The 17,134-nt window shown below is 44.5% G+C and carries 4 protein-coding genes; all 4 read left to right on the top strand.

All coding sequences use genetic code 11. The features are described from left to right. Nucleotides 1-43: 43 nt before the first annotated feature. Nucleotides 44-1,501, top strand: a complete 1,458-nt coding sequence (locus RMY63_RS27765) for a GAF domain-containing SpoIIE family protein phosphatase (protein WP_322731785.1) — start codon at nt 44-46, stop codon at nt 1,499-1,501. 51 nt (nt 1,502-1,552) lie between these two features. After that, entirely contained in the window at nt 1,553-1,969 is a 417-nt protein-coding gene (locus RMY63_RS27760; RefSeq protein ID WP_322731784.1) for an ATP-binding protein, read from the top strand. Between the two features lie 523 nt (nt 1,970-2,492). Further along, complete coding sequence (locus RMY63_RS27755) at nt 2,493-12,254, top strand: SDR family NAD(P)-dependent oxidoreductase (RefSeq protein ID WP_322731783.1); 9,762 nt, start codon at nt 2,493-2,495, stop codon at nt 12,252-12,254. Further along, nucleotides 12,251-17,116 (top strand): thioester reductase domain-containing protein, encoded by a 4,866-nt coding sequence (locus RMY63_RS27750; RefSeq protein ID WP_322731782.1) that lies wholly within the window; start codon nt 12,251-12,253, stop codon nt 17,114-17,116. Before RMY63_RS27755 ends, RMY63_RS27750 begins: the two co-directional genes overlap by 4 nt. Nucleotides 17,117-17,134 lie beyond the last annotated feature (18 nt).

Below are 17,134 nucleotides of genomic sequence, written 5' to 3'. Positions count from 1 at the left end.
CCATGCTAAATCTTACCCCTATAACAAAGCGACAGGTCTATTTATGATCCAACAATCTTATGAAGAGAATTGCATAGCAGAGAATCAACAGCTAATTGAGGAACTGAAGTCCCTGCGGCGAGAGGTAGCTGAATTAAAAACAGAAAAAGCTGCTTTCCAAGCTCAAAAAAAGCTGCTGGAGCATTCAGTAGCAACAATCATCCGCGCTTCACCCGAAGAAGAGATGTTGAAAGCTACTTTACAAGACACGTTAGATGTTTGTAGTCAGCTGACTGGTGCCCAAAAAGGCAGTCTGTTTTTACTCGATCGCCAGGGTGCTGTCACCGATAGTATCCTTACGCAAAGGGAGACAGCACTAGCGGAGCGCGATCGCCTGATTGGTTGTGTTTTAGCACAGGGGCTTGCTGGTTGGGTATACAGACAGCGCCAGATAGGATTGATCGTAGACACTGAGACCGACGATCGTTGGTTGCAGTTGCCCAATCAGCCTTACACTGTACGTTCAGCATTAGCTGTTCCCATTCTCAGGAATGAAGAGGTCTTAGGTATTCTTACCTTGCTACACCAAGAACCAGGGCACTTTAGCCTAGAAATTGCCCATCTGATGCAGCTCACTGCTGACCAAATCGCTATAGTTTTAGAAAATGCCCAGCTCTATGGGAAAATTGAAACCTATTCCAAAGCGCTCAACTACGAATTAGAAAAAGGGCGGCAAATCCAGAGAGATTTTCTACCCAACGAAATCCCACAGCTACCTAATTTAGAGATTGCCACGTTTTTCTCTCCTGCCCGTCAAGTAGCTGGCGACTTCTACGACGTTTTTATGCTACCTGGCGACTACTTGGGGCTAGTTATTGCTGATGTCGCCGACAAAGGTGTAGGCGCTGCGTTATTTATGGCTTTGTTTCGGAGCTTAATCCGTATTTTTTCGGGACAAATTAGTTTGGGCGGACTCTCTATTATTGCCAATGAGGCGGAATTATCGATTTTGCTTGAGTCAGAGATGGCAACCAATTTATACCAAATTAACCCCCTGAAAGCAGTAGCACTCACGAATAATTACATCGCCCAGCAGCACGCCCAAATGAGTATGTTTGCCACGCTGTTTTTTGGCGTGCTAGATCCGGCAACTGGCATTCTCACCTACATCAATGGTGGACACGAAACTCTGTTTGTTGTTGGTGACACTGGTATCAAAGCCAGTCTCAACTCAACTGGGCCAGCGGTAGGGATGATGCCTAATATGAAATTTAAAATTCAACAAGTACAGTTGGAACCAGGCGATATCTTAATTGGCTATACCGATGGGGTAACTGAGGCACGCAGCCCCAGCGGTCAGTTTTTTACTGAAAAGCGACTGCGATCGCTCCTAGATCGATCTGCGCTTTTGCCATCTCCCCTGCTAGAGCGTATTACAACTGATTTGTTCGCTCACATCAGCAACGCACCTCAGTTTGATGACATCACCATGCTGATTGTGCAGAGAAAGGCAAAAGACTAAAATTTCATTTTTTCACACACCCCCAATCCGTAACAGATGGAACCTTTAACTGTGCCTGGATCACTGGACTCTTTAAAGGCGATCGCAGAATATGTGATGGCAGCAGCAATGCTAGCAGGTTTGGATAAAAAAACCTCTTATAGACTACGTTTGGCAGTGGATGAAATCACTACAAACATCATTAATTACGGCTATAAAGCAGCAGATCGCGAAGGCTTATTGATTTTAAAAGCCGATCTAGACGATCGCTCCTTGACCATTGCGATTAAAGATACTGGTGTTCCCTTCAATCCTACTCAGAAGTTAACTCCAAATGATTTGAACAAGTCGCTACAGCAACGACAGATTGGCGGTTTGGGAGTTTATCTAGCTCTTAACAGCGTAGATCGGTTTATCTACAAACAAGACGGAAACCAAAATTGTAATATTTTAATTGTAAATCGTGACGACGGATTGGGAACCAGTTAAGTAAGTTCGCAGCAATATTAATTATAAGAAAAAGAACAATGAATTTAACAAGATACAACAACAAAAGAAGTTACAAGTTAATTTATTTTTATCTACATAGTTTTGTTTTTCGACACCATTGCACTTCAAACCGAGTGAATTTTATCCAAAAATATTCCTAAAACTTGCTAGCAAATATTTACAAAGCTTTAAGTCAAATCCTTCCAGATTTTCTTTCAACGTCACTTGTAACAAATGGTCACGAAGTTAGTAACTACGAAAAAATTTCATGTATTCTCAATATTCACAAGGTCGCGACCTTGAATAACAAATATATCAAAAACCAGCCAAAAAACGCATATATAGCAGTTGCCTTGGTAGGTTAGGACATCAACCGATCGTCAAACCCCAACACCAAGGACTTTTAAGCCTATTGCTTATTAGCTGTTGCCTGATATATAAAACCACCAACTAATAGGGTTGCTTGTAGAAGTGAAGACATCCCGCAACAGCAAACGTGTCTAAGTTAGTTTGGAGCTTATATATGTTGGAGAAAATTAATACCCTCAATGGTTTTCAGGCAAACTTATTAGACCAAGCAACACTGGAAACTGCGCTCCTAACTCATCCAGAAATTGAAGAGTGTCGGGTATTAATCCGAGAAACAGAAACCGCAGATATGTGGTTAGTTGCCTACGTAGTTGCATCAGGAAAATGTTCGTTGGAACAACTAAATGCATATTTGCAGGTTCATTCGCCAAACACTATCCTGCCTCAATCCTACGTTTGGTTATCCAGATTGCCGCTCACCAGCGAGGGACTGATTGACGATCGCCAACTAACTGATTTGGTGGCGATCGATATGGATTTGGTCGATCGATGGGAGTCGTCTTTGCGATCGCTCCCCTCCATTAACCAAGTCGCAGTTATTGTACAAGACCAGACGAAACAACTACCACCATTACACGTTTGGGATTTGCTAGGTAATCCTCAAGCAACAAAACTCAATTTTAAATTAGAAGATTCTGGGCAAAAACTAGAATCCGGTAGTATAAATCAACAATTTGAGCGTTCAAAATTTCAGATTTCTCATCCAAAAGTGAAAGCAATTAGTCATGGCGAACCTTTACAACTTGCAACAGACGCAACCACTAACTTAGTGGAACTAATCCAAAGGGCAGCGTTACAAATCTCAAAAGGAATTACTTACATCCAACCGGATGATACTTGCCAAAACCAATCCTACAAAGATTTATTAGACGCAGCTCAACGGATTTTGGCGGGTTTAAGAAAGTTAGGGCTTGTGCCTCAAGATAGAATTCTCTTTCAATTTGACCAACCTCAAGATTTCATTCCTGCTTTCTGGGGCTGTATTTTGGGCGGATTTATCCCAATTCCTTTATCCGTTCCTCAGAGTTATGATCGCTCTCATGATTTCGTTAATAAATTAGCTCAAATCTGGCAAAGACTAGAACCCAGTTTGGTGCTGACTAGCGAGCGATTAGCACGTGAACTGAGAGGTTCCCTGGCAGATTTGCCAGTTGAGAATTTGGCGATCGCTACCCTCGATGAGTTGCAATCTTACCATCCCGATCCTAATTGGTACGTTGCGGCAGCCGATGATTTGGCAGTACTGTTTCTCACTTCTGGCAGTACAGGTACGCCGAAAGCAGTTATGCAAAGCCATCGCAGTCTCATCTGTCGGTCGGCTGCGAGTGTCCAGATGAATGGGTTTACCCAAGAAGATGTTTCCTTAAACTGGATGCCACTCGATCACGTTGCCGGATTAGTGTATTTCCATATTCGGGATGTGTATGTGGGTTGTCAACAAATTCATGCCGTCACCGATTGGGTGTTGCAACAACCCCTGAAATGGCTTGATTGGATGTCTGATTATCGCGTGAGTGTGACCTTTGCACCGAATTTTGCGTATGGGCTAATCAACGCCGCCGAAGCAGAACTTTCTCAGGGGGATTGGGATTTATCATCAGTGCGATACATCTTTAACGGAGCAGAAGCTATTATCGGCAAAACTGCCAGAAGATTTCTAGAATTGCTGACAGCGCACGGACTCCCGACTACGGCAATACATCCGGCTTGGGGAATGGCTGAAACTTGTTCGGGAGTGACTTACTCTCACAACTTTTCTGGAAAATCAACCACGGATGAAGATGCATTCGTAGAAGTTGGAGCGCCAATTCCCGGATTTTCTCTGCGGATAGTTGATGCTCAAGACCAGCTCGTTGAGGAAGAAGCCATCGGGCGACTGCAAGTCAAAGGATTGACAGTCACATCAGGTTATTTTGGTCAACCGGAATTGAATTCGGAGGTGTTTACAAAAGATGGCTGGTTCAAGACGGGAGATTTAGCTTTTTTACGACAAGGACGTTTAACAATTACAGGCAGAGAGAAAGACGTTATTATCGTCAATGGCCTGAATTACTATAGTCATGAAATCGAAGCAGTTGTTGAAGAAATTGCAGGCGTAGTTGTTTCCTACACTGCCGCAGTGGCTGTACGTGATGGAGAAACTACAGAACAGCTAGCTATCTTCTTCCATGCAGGTGGCGCGAATGAAATGCAAATTTCGACGTTGATGCAAACCATTCGCCAAAAAATTGTCCAACGTTGTGGCATCAATCCCAGCTATGTGATTCCAGTTGAGAAAGCTGTGATTCCGAAAACGGCCATTGGTAAGATCCAGCGATCGCAACTGGTTAAACGCTTTGAATCAGGTGAATTTAAACCTATCCTCCGTCAGTTTGATATCCTCAATGGCAATGCCAACACAATACCTGACTGGTTTTATCGCCGAATTTGGTGTGTTAAGCAGTTAAGTCACAAGCATCTGGAGCCAGTTAAACTTCCGACTCAGAAATCCCTCGTGTTTCTCGATAATTTAGGTTTAGGAAATTACCTGTGTACAGAATTCGAACGCCATAACCAACCTTATATCTGCGTTGCAGCAGGTACGGATTTTATCAAATCTGAGCGGGGCGATCGCTTTACTATCAATCCCGAAGATCCCGATCACTATCGGCAGTTGCTAGAGTCTTTGGCATCGGATATTCCCACTCAGATTTTGCATTTGTGGACATATAACGAGTTTATGGGTCAAGTTTCTAGTCTAGAGGAACTAGAAGATGCCCAATACTTAGGGTTATATAGCATTCTATTTTTAGTGCAAGCCTTAGCAAATGCCAAGGAAAAACACCAACTACTAGATATAGACACTCAGTTACAAGTCATTTCTAACAACGTCCAGTTAACTAGCAGCGATGATGCGATCGCTTATGAAAAATCTACACTTATCGGATTACTGAAAACAATTCCTTTAGAACTATCTTGGTTGCACTGTCGGCATATTGACTTAGAAATTGGGTCACTCGAAACAAATGCCAACTATGTTTTTAAAGAACTAAATGTTACTAAAGCAGATAGTGAAATTGCTTATCGTCAAGGTCAACGGCTAGTCTCGTCACTCGCCAAAGTTGATATGCTTGCTAGTTCAACCCAGGAAATACCAATTAAACCAGGGCGGACTTATCTGGTAACAGGCGGATTGGGTGGAATTGGGACTTGCGTTTGCCAATATTTACTTAAGCAATTTGGTGTGCGATTGCTGATTGTTGGTAGAACAAACTTGCCACCAGCAACAGAATGGTCGCAGCATCTCGACCAGAATACAGCGATCGCCAAACGATTGAAAAATTATCAATCGCTCATGGCAACAGGTGGTGATTTCTTATACAGACCTGTTGATATCTGCGATCTAACTTGCTTGCAACAGGCTGTCACTGAAGCAGAGTTGAGATGGAATCAACCCTTGGCAGGAATTATTCATCTCGCAGGTGAAGGCGACCTCAAACACCACTGGACGGTGATGGAGAATCACTCGATAGCTGTGGCTACACTAGAAAGTTTTTGTACCATGCTGCGCCCGAAAGTTCAGGGCACTTGGACGCTTTTTCAACTAATTCAGAATCGGCCAGATGCCCTTTTCATTGGCTTTTCTTCCGTAAATAGCGTGTTTGGGGGAGCAACCTTTAGTGCTTATGCTGCTGCCAACAGTTTTTTAGATAGTTGTTGTCAGTATCAGCAATACCATTACCATCCTGATACTTACTGCTTTAACTGGAGCCAGTGGGATGATGTTGGTATGAGCGAAGGAAACCCCATCCACAGCCGGGAAGCAGCTCATTGCTTGGGCTATCAAAGTATTACTCAACAACAGGGTTGGCGTTCCTTACTAGCAGGTTTATCGCGTCATCAACCACAGCTAATTATTGGTTTAGATGGTAGCAATCCCCATATTCGCCGATATCTAAAGACAGAAGCCGATAACGTCGAGAAATTAACCGCTTATGTTACCACTGTGGATGGTGCAGTGGTGCATGGTTTGGAGCAAAGTTTGAGAGTTGGCGATCGCTTTGGGACTCCTAGCCATTGTGAAATTGTACAGCTTGCAAAAATGCCCCTAACACAAACGGGTATGATAGACATTGCCAAAATTATTGGCAGCAATCAGAAGCACAACCAACCTTGGCAAGTCGTTTTCCCCCAGACTGACATTCAACGCCAGATAGCTCAAATATGGCAAGATGTCCTGGGCATTTCTTCAGTGAGTATCGATCGCAACTTTTTTGAACTAGGTGGCACTTCGCTCACCTTGGTTCGGGTTCACGATCAATTACAAAAACAATTTGGGCAACATCTGTCACTGATTGACTTGTTCCAATATCCAACTATTCAGACTCTAGCAGAGTTTCTGAATCAAGCTCAAATGCCATTGCCGGAGCGATCGCAATTATCGCCATCCCATCGCTTGGGTAAGATGAAAAGTACCCAGCAATTAGAAATTGCCATCATCGGCATGTCTGGGCGTTTTCCAGGAGCCAAAACACTCGATGAATTCTGGCAAAACTGCTGTAATGGCGTGGAATCGATTTCATTCTTCAGTGATGAAGAACTGGAGTCAGCCGGAATCGATCCCTCATCCTTTAATGATGCCAATTATGTGAAAGCTAGCGGTATCTTATCTGATATTGATTTATTTGATGCTGCATTTTTCGATATCTCTCCCAAAGAAGCCCAAATCATGGACCCGCAGCATCGCCTATTCCTAGAGTGTGCTTGGGAAACACTCGAAAATGCTGGTTACGACCCCGCAACTTATACAGGATTAATCGGGGTTTATGCAGGCATGGGGATGAATCTTTATGCAGGTCGAACCTACTGGAATCACAATCTTTACCCAAATCGGGAGCGACTAGAACACGTTGATGACTCGCAACTAGCGATCGCCAATGGTGCGGATTTTCTCCCCACGCGGGTTTCATACAAATTCAACTTGCAAGGGCCCAGCGTCAACGTGCAAACTGCTTGCTCAACTTCCTTAGTTGCCGTCCATCAGGCGTGTCAGAGTTTGATTCAGGGAGAATGCGATATGGCTCTGGCTGGTGCTGCGGCGATCGTAGTACCCCAAAAATCTGGTTATCGGTATCAGCCAGGAATGATTCTTTCACCCGATGGTCACTGCCGAGCATTTGACGCTAACTCCCAAGGAACCGTTGGGGGGAATGGCGTTGGCATTGTGATGTTGAAACGATTGACAGATGCGATCGCGGATGGAGATAATATTTACGCCGTCATTAAGGGTTCTGCGATTAATAACGATGGCTCCCAAAAAATCAGCTATACGGCTCCCAGCGTTCAGAGACAGGCAGCAATGATTGCCCAAGCGCAAGCGATCGCAGACATAAATCCAGAAACCATTACTTACATCGAAACCCACGGCACCGGAACGACTCTCGGCGATCCGATTGAAATTGCAGCATTAACCCAAGCATTTCGTACCAAAACACAGAAGCAACAATTTTGCGCCATTGGTTCTGTAAAGACTAACATCGGACATTTAGATACAGCTTCAGGCATAGCAGGATTGATTAAAACAGTTTTGGCACTCAAACACCGATTGCTACCGCCTAGCCTAAATTTTAAATATCCCAATCCCAAGATTGATTTTGCTAACAGTCCATTTTATGTAAATACAACTCTATCAGACTGGCAAACAGACCAAACGCCTCGGCGGGCTGGCGTAACTTCTTTGGGTGTTGGCGGTACGAATGTCCATGTCATTTTGGAGGAAGCGCCGGGGGAGAGTAGGGGGGCAGAGGGGCAGGGGGGCAAGGGAGTAGCTTTACACGTCAAATCGCTGTTGACGCTTTCGGCAAAAACTGAGACCGCGTTACGGGTATTAGCTCGGCAGTATGTGGGGTTTCTCGAGTCTCATTCAGAAGTATCTTTGAGGGGTATTTGCTATACGAGCAATGTGGGGCGATCGCATTTTGACTATCGACTGGCCTTGGTTGCCGATTCACCAGCACAACTCAGACATCAACTCACAACATTTATTGCGGAAAATCAGCGCACTCGCTCTCAGGCTTCAGGGGTAGCTTTCCTGTTCGCTGGACAAGGTTCGCAGTATATCGGTATGGGACGAGAACTTTACCAAACCCAACCTGTTTTTCAGCAAGCCATAGAACGCTGTGCTGAAATTCTGGACTCATTATTAGAGCAACCATTGCTAGAAGTGCTGTATCCAGAGTTAGGGGAAAGGGAAAAAAATTTAGCGCCTCATTTTCTAGATGAAACTGGGTACACCCAACCAGCCTTATTTGCTCTGGAATATGCATTGTCTGAGCTATGGCAATCTTGGGGTATCAAGCCTAGTGTTGTTATGGGTCATAGTGTGGGCGAATATGTTGCTGCAACTGTAGCGGGTGTATTCAGTCTGGAAGATGGATTGAAACTCATCACCGCACGAGGGAAATTGATGCAAGCCTTGCCGCAGACAGGGGCGATGGTAGCCGTATTTACTGATTTGGAGCAAGTCTGTGCAGCGATCGATTCATTGCCCGAAGTGACAATCGCTGCGATCAACGCACCAAGGCAAATCACAATCTCTGGTGCAGCTGCGGCGATCGCATCGGCTGTGACAATCTTAGAAGCAAGAGGAGTGCAAACAAAGTTACTGAAAGTTTCCCATGCCTTTCATTCGCCGTTGATGCAGCCAATGGTGGCAGAGTTTGGGCAGATTGCCCAGCAAGTGAGCTACCGTACACCAAACCCGAATATTCGATTCATTTCCAATATCACAGGGCAATTGGCAGGAGTGGAGATTAGCACGCCTGAGTACTGGGTGCAGCACGTGTTACAGCCAGTGCAATTTGCTAAAAGTATGGTAAGCCTGTTAGCGTTAGGAAATTTGGCTTGTTTGGAAGTAGGGCCACAGCCGATTTTAGCGAGCTTGGGTCGTCAGTGTATCCCAGAATCAGCACATCTGTGGCTGGCAAGTCTCAAATCACAGGAATCGGATTGGCAGCAGATGTTGACCAGTTTAGCGGCGTTGTATGAACATGGAATATCGGTGAACTGGTCGGAGTTTCATCGGGGATATCAGCATCGGCGCGTGGTGTTGCCGAACTATCCTTTTGAGCGATCGCGTTTTTGGATTGAACCAAACAAAGACAGCAGCCACAAAAATTTTCAAATCTCCTCTGCAAATCTCAAATCTTCTCATCCTCTTCTCGGTTCTAGATTGCACTTGGCAGACTCGAAAGAGATTCGTTTTCAGACGCAAATCAGTTCTAATTTCCCCGCTTTTTTAGCCGATCATCGCATTTACGGCAAAGTAATCATGCCAGGAACTGCCTATCTAGAGATGGTTTTAGGGGCAGCAGCTAAGGTTTTGAAATCCAAAAATCTAATTTTAGAAAATGTCCTATATAAACGGGCATTAGTTCTATCAGAAAATGAAGTTAAGACACTCCAGTTAATTCTTCAGCCAACGGAACAACAAGGATATTCCTTTGAAATTTTTAGTTGTGAATTAAATGAGGAAGACTCTTCACCCTCTTGGATGCTGCACGTTTCTGGAAATGTCATCGCGTCCAATCTCAAACCATCACTGGAACTTTCTGCAACGCAATGGCTCCCCAAGGAAGTAGCTGCTCACACTGCTCACAACCAAGCCGAACATTACCAACAGTTTCTTCAGCGCGGAGTTGATTATGGTGCGAGTTTTCGGGGAGTTAAACAGTTATGGTTGAATTCAGAAGTAGTGACAGGGGAGATTGAGTTACCCCAAACATCCGTTTTAGAAACAGACGCTTATCAGTTTCATCCAGCATTATTAGATGCCTGTTTTCAGGTTTTGCAAGCTAAATTCCCACAAGATAGTAGCAAAGAGTCTTATGTGCCGATCGCCATCAAGCGATTGCAATTTTGCGATCGCCCCAGCAACCGACTATGGAGCATCGGCAGAGTACATCCTAGCGAGAACAGTGGCAAAACACTCATTAGCGATTTGCAATTAGTTAGAGATGATGGTGAGATTCTAGCGGTTGTTGAAGGTCTGCAAGTTCAAAGGGTCGCTTCGGCAACATTGACAGTTTCTCCTCAAGTTCCGCCAGATTGGTTGTATCAAATCGAGTGGCGACCTCAAGCCCGAAGGGAGCGATCGCCCGCTACACACCAAAACTGGCTGATTCTAGCCGATAGTCAAGGTATAAGTCAGCAACTTGCTCAACGGTTTCTAGAACGAGGAGATACCTGTATCCTAGTTTTTCCCGGACAGAAATACGAAATGTTGAGCGAGTTCGAGTTCAGGATCGATACTCAAAACCCAGAACATTTTCAGCAGTTGCTTTCGGAAATACTTAGCAAGCGATCGCATCTTTCAGGAGTGGTACAGTTGTCTAGCCTGGGAACTGGAGAAACTGCACCAACTTTAACCGTCGAAGATTTGCAAGCCGCAACCCGTATTAGCTGTGGCAGTACGCTGTACTTGGTGCAAGCCCTAGTGAAAACGATGGGTACAAAACCGCCCCAGTTATGGGTAGTCACGAGAGGGGCAGTTTCCGGTGGTGCTGGATTAGTTCAATCGCCTCTATGGGGAATGGGAAAAGCGATCATCAGAGAACACCCAGAGCTCCAGCTTCGCTTGGTGGATTTAGACGCCCAAGAAAATGATGGGCTAAGTCAAAATCCGCTTGATGCCCTGTTTGCAGAGTTACTATCACCGGATGAAGAGAATCAAATTGCATTCCGTAACGGGATGCGTCAGGTGGCAAGACTGGTTCCTTACCGTAATCCCAATCAAGCAGATATTCCCATCCATGCAGATAGTACCTACTTAATTACTGGGGGATTAGGGGGACTGGGGCTACTAATTGCCCATTGGTTAGTAGAACGTGGGGCAAAGCACTTAGTCCTAATGGGGCGCAGGGGAACAAACGAAGAGAGCCATCGCCAGATTCAGCAACTTCAGACGCAAGGTGTATCGGCGATCGTGATACAAGCTGACGTATCTGTAGAGTCACAAGTGGCAGAAGTATTGGCAGAAATTAGCCGCAGCCACCCGCCTCTAGGGGGCATTATCCATGCCGCCGGAGTTTGGGATGATGGGGTTTTACTCCAGCAAACTTGGGAGCGCTTTCATCGAGTCATGGCACCGAAAGTCCAAGGTGCTTGGAATCTGCACACATTAACTCAAGACTTGCCGCTCGATTTCTTTATCCTGTTTTCTTCTGCTACTTCTGTTTTGGGTTCCGCCGGTCAAGCTAACTACTGCGCTGCCAATGCCTTTTTAGACGCTTTAGCACATTATCGTCATCAATTGGGGTTATCGGGATTGAGTATTAACTGGGGAGCTTGGACTGATATTGGTATAGCAGCAAAGCGTCAACTTGGCAAGCAACTGCAAGATCGGGGAATAGAAATGATGTCGCCATCCCAAGGTTTACAGGCTTTGGAGCAGAGCTTTTCTTGGGAGGTTGCTCAAGTAAGTGTGATGCCGCTCAATTGGGTGACATTTATGCAGCAATTCTCACCTGGGACTTGTCCGGCATATTTGGCAGAGTTTTCTCAGATGGGGGTTGCTCAATCGACATCGCCACCGCCGATGGAAATTCAGCAGCAATTGCAAATTCATGACTTTGGCGATCGCTTGCAGATTTTAACCATGTACCTGAAAGAAAAGGTTGCCAAAGTGTTGGGTTGTTCTGTGGATCGAGTGGATGCTAATCAAGCACTGAGCAAAGCCGGACTAGATTCTTTGATGGCGATCGAAATCCGCAATCGCATCATCACAGAACTGGGAATTGACCTTTCTTTAGAAAAGTTTGTTGAAGGTTCCAGCATCAACCAACTAGCAGACCTGTTATTAAAACAGCTAGCCTTACAGGGACTCAACGAAAATTCGGCAACTGAAATCACTGAGGATGTGGAAGAAATAATACTATGAACCTAAATACCCTTTTAGCCGAGCTTTCAGACCAAGGAGTGAAATTATTAGTTGATGGGGAACAACTCCGCATTCAAGCACCTAAAGGAGTTATCACTCCCGATCTCCGGAATGCTTTAGCTAACAATAAAGTAGAGCTAATCCGGTTACTGCATCAGAACAAAATCGGTGCTGCTTCCATCCCTTTGGTTCCGATTTCACAAACGCAAAACGTGCCGGTATCCTTCCAGCAGGAACGCCTGTGGATTTTAGCCCAGTTAGCTGCTGTAGAATCTGCTCATAATATTGCTCAAGCCTTGCGGTTGAATGGCGATCTAGATTTAAACTGCCTGGAAAAAAGTATTAATGAAATTTTCCGTCGCCACGATGTCTTTCGGACAACATTTGGGGTGTGGGAAGGCAATCCCGTGCAAAATATCACTGCATCAGAACCGTTTAAATTATCTATTTTAAATCTTGAGCATTTAGATGCAACCGAACAATTAAAAACTTTTTGGCAAATTGCCGATGAAGCAGCCGAAGCTCCCTTTGATTTGGCGATCGCTCCTTTATGGCGGATTAAACTCATTCGCTTAAATGCACGCGAGCATATTCTCTTGCTCGTCATTCACCACATTGTCAGTGATATGATCTCGATGGGTTTATGGATTCGAGAACTGGCGACAGTCTATAGTCATTTCTACAAGGGACAGCCTTCTCCACTACTAGAACCTGCGATCCAATATCGAGACTTTGCCGTATGGCAGCGCCAGTGGCTCAACAATGATGCACTCAAAAGCGAACTAGCTTACTGGAAACAGCAACTAGAGGGGGCATCGTTTGAATTAAAATTACCCATCGACCATCCCCGACCGCCACTCCAGAATTTCCAGGGTCGGCGAAAGTTTTTTAAACTCGATCCTGTTATGTGGGCTGCAATCAAACAACGAAGTCACGAACAAATGGGAATTACTTCCTTTATGACTTTCGTAGCGGCGTTTAAGGCTTTGATTTATCTGTGTTCTCAGCAGGAAGACATTTTAATTGGCTTTACCGCCTCTGGTCGAGTTCATCCCCAAGTGGAGTCGCTGATTGGTTTTTTTGGCTACCCTTTGTTGCTGCGTACAGATTTGTCTGGCAATCCCACTTTTGCCGAAGTACTCAGCCGAGTGCGATCGGTGTTGTTATCTGCCTATGCTCACCAAAATGTCCCCTTTGGTAAAGTCGTTGAAGTCATGGGGTCGAGTCGGGTTGCACAAGATACTCCCTTTTTTCAAACATTCCGCACCGGATTAAGCTATGTCAACAGCCAACTACCGAGCGACCTAACAAATTTACCCAATCTGACGTTTTCATTGATTGACGAAGGAATTTGGGGGCCTACTGATTTAGATTTATATACCTACATTTACGAAGTCGGAGCAGATTTACAAATAGGAATTGCATATAACACCGACATATTTGAAAGTGAAACAATCGACGCTTTTGGTAACGCTTTATTCAAAATACTAGAACAATGGGTTGAGTCAAAACATATTCGCCTCAATGAATTTAGACTACCAACAGACCTTGATAGAAAAGCAAGATTAGCCAGGAGTCGATACCAAAAGCAAAAGCTGGCGATCGCAGCTACCTTTACCGCCGATTCGGTTAGAGATTCTCTAAATTTCTGGATGCGGCAACTCAATTTACCCTCAGAAATAACCTTTGCACCCTATAACCAGGTTTTCCAACAACTGCTGACTTCTGATAGTCTATTATCACAAAATGAAACAGGAGTCAATATTATTCTAGTACGGTTAGAAGATTGGGTTAGGTCTCAGGATTCACAAGAGTTATCTAGTAACGAACAAAAGAATTCTTTTGAGCGCAATGCTCAAGATTTAGTTATAGCATTACGTCAATCCTACGAACGTACTAAAATTCCCCATTTGCTTTGTTTATTGCCAAGTCATTCAATAATTGCTGATGCAGAAATAGCAACTTTTTTGCAATCAGTGGAAGCAAACTTATTAACAGAACTTGCCGATATTAGTGGACTGCATATTATTAATTATCAGGAGTTAGCAACAAGCTACCCAGTAACTAACTTCTATGACTCTTATAGCGATGAAATCGGGCATATTCCATTTACGCCAGCATTCTTCACAGCGTTAGGAACAATGTTGGCGAGAAAAATTCACTGCCTACATAGACCGCCTTATAAAGTAATTGTCCTAGACTGCGATCAAACCTTATGGCAAGGTGTTTGTGGCGAGGATGGAGTTGAGGGCATTGTCATAGATTCATCCTATCAAGCATTGCAAGAATTTATGATTCAGCAGTGCGATCGCGGGATGTTGCTATGTTTGTGCAGCAAAAATAATCAAGCAGATGTCTTTGCTGTATTAGACCAACGTTCCGATATGCGGCTGAAGCGTCACCATCTAGCAGCTTGGCGAATTAATTGGCAGACTAAATCAGAAAACTTAAAATTGCTGTCTCAAGAACTAGGGCTGAGTTTAGATAGCTTCATCTTTATTGATGACAACCCCATCGAATGCGCTGAAGTCCGCTATCACTTTCCAGAAGTTTTAACCCTGCAATTGCCAACAAATACCACTGAAATTCCCCAATTCCTGGCTCATATCTGGGCATTCGATCGTCTAAACATCACTGTAGAGGATCGACAGCGAACGATTGTTTACCAGCAAAATCGCCAACGCCAGCAAGCAGCTAGCAAATCTCTTTCGTTGCGAGATTTCCTCAATAGCCTCAATCTGCAAGTGGATATTATGGAAATGCAGCCCTCCCAGGTAGATCGTGTTGCTCAACTCACGCAGCGAACAAATCAATTTAACACCACCACCTTACGCAGAACGTCGGCTGAAATCAAAGCCTTTTGCCTGTTAGATACTCATACTTGCTATGTTGTGGATGTGAAAGACCGCTTTGGTAATTATGGTTTGGTGGGAATGATGATGGTACAAACCACAGGGTCTGCACTGGTGGTAGATACCCTATTACTCAGTTGTCGAGTGTTGGGCAGAGGAGTTGAGTATCAAATGCTCAATTTTCTAGGTAAAATTGCCCTGGCACGCGGACTGAAGCAGATCGATATTATTTACAAGCCCAGTTCTAAAAACCAGCCTATTGGGGATTTTCTAGAACAGTTGGTAGCAATTGACAAGGAACGTTTAGCAGAAAGCTATTGCTATAAGTTATCAGCAGATGTTTGTCGAGCGATCACTATTGCTTCTGAACGATTAGACAAACAACCAAAACATTCGGCATCTGAAGGGAATTTAACGCAAAGCGATCGCGCAATACCCCAACAATCCGCCAATTACACCGCCTTATTCCAAAAAATTGCTTCAGATTGGCATACACCAGAGCAGATTCTCCAGCAAATTGAGGAGTCTCAAGTTCAATACCAACAACAGCATCAGACATTTGTTGCACCCCGCACCGAAACAGAGAAACACTTAGCTGACCTGTGGCAAAACTTACTTCACAGATCCCCACTCAGCGTCTACGATAACTTCTTCGATTTGGGAGGCAATTCTTTGTTGGCAGTGCAACTGCTGTCTCGGTTGCGGGAAAACTTCCATGTAACCATACCAATTCATCAATTATTGGAAGTCCCAACAATTGCGGGAGTGGCTCAAGTAATTGAAGCGATGGCTCAGACAGGAGTAGCTGCTGATTTAGCGATCGATCTGGCAGCAGAAGCTGTCTTAGATCCGGCAATTCATCCAACTACAGCATTCAAGTTTATCGCCCAACCCCAGGCGATTTTCTTAACTGGAGCAACTGGATTTCTCGGTGCGTATTTATTAGACGAACTCCTGCAACAGACCACAGCTAATATTTATTGCTTAGTGCGATGTCTACGACGGGCTGCGCCTACGCAGGATGTAGAACAGGGCATCCAACGTATCCAAAGCCATTTGCAAGCATACGGACTTTGGCAAGAACAGTTTCGCTCTCGCATCATTCCAGTCATTGGCGATTTGGCGTTACCCAACTTAGGTTTGAATGAGTCCCAATTCCATCAACTTAGCCATCAAATTGATGTCATTTATCACAATGGTGCTGTCGTCAATTTTCTCTATTCCTACGCCAAACTCAAAGCAGCCAATGTCCTGGGAACTCAGGCGATTTTGCGTCTAGCAGTTCAAACGAAAGTCAAACCCGTACATTTTGTTTCAACGCTGGGCATCTTTTCGGCTCCTGCTTATGCAAATGCTAACTACATTCAAGAATCTGATAAATTGGCAGAATTTCAAGGGTTGCAAGGGGGTTATTTACAAAGTAAATGGGTGGCAGAAAAGCTGGTCATGCAAGCACGCGATCGTGGACTTCCTGTATGTATCTACAGACCAGGTGCAATCTCAGGACACAGCCAAACGGGAATCGCCAATGTAGATGACTTCTTTTGCAGCCTGACTAAAGGCTGTATCGAACTAGGTATGGTGCCGGATCTAGAATTTCCCCTCGATTTGACCCCAGTTGATTATGGTAGCAGAGCGCTCGTCCACCTCTCTCAAAACCCTGACTCCTTCGGCAAGGCATTTCACCTTGTTTCTCCCGATTGTCTGTCTTGGGGTAATTGGTGTGACTTAGTTTGCTCTTTAGGCTATTCGCTAGAGCAAGTTTCTTACCATGAGTGGTATGCTAAATTGCTACACAATGCGGAACACAATATTCCAAATGCTTTACATGCTTTCCTGCCATTGTTAGACGAACAATTATTAAAGAACGTACAGCTACCTGCATTTGATTGCCAAAATACATTGACTGGACTTGCTGACACCAATATTATTTATCCAACAATAAACACCGAATTACTCAATATCTACTTTGCCTACTTCAAGAAAAGTGGCTTTTTGATTGGAGTTTAGCTTTCTCTCAACGACAAA

Source organism: Nostoc sp. ChiQUE01b (assembly GCF_034531255.1).
Classification (GTDB): domain Bacteria; phylum Cyanobacteriota; class Cyanobacteriia; order Cyanobacteriales; family Nostocaceae; genus Nostoc.
Note: the sequence above shows the minus strand (reverse complement) of the source record. Positions and strands in the feature narration are given on the sequence as shown.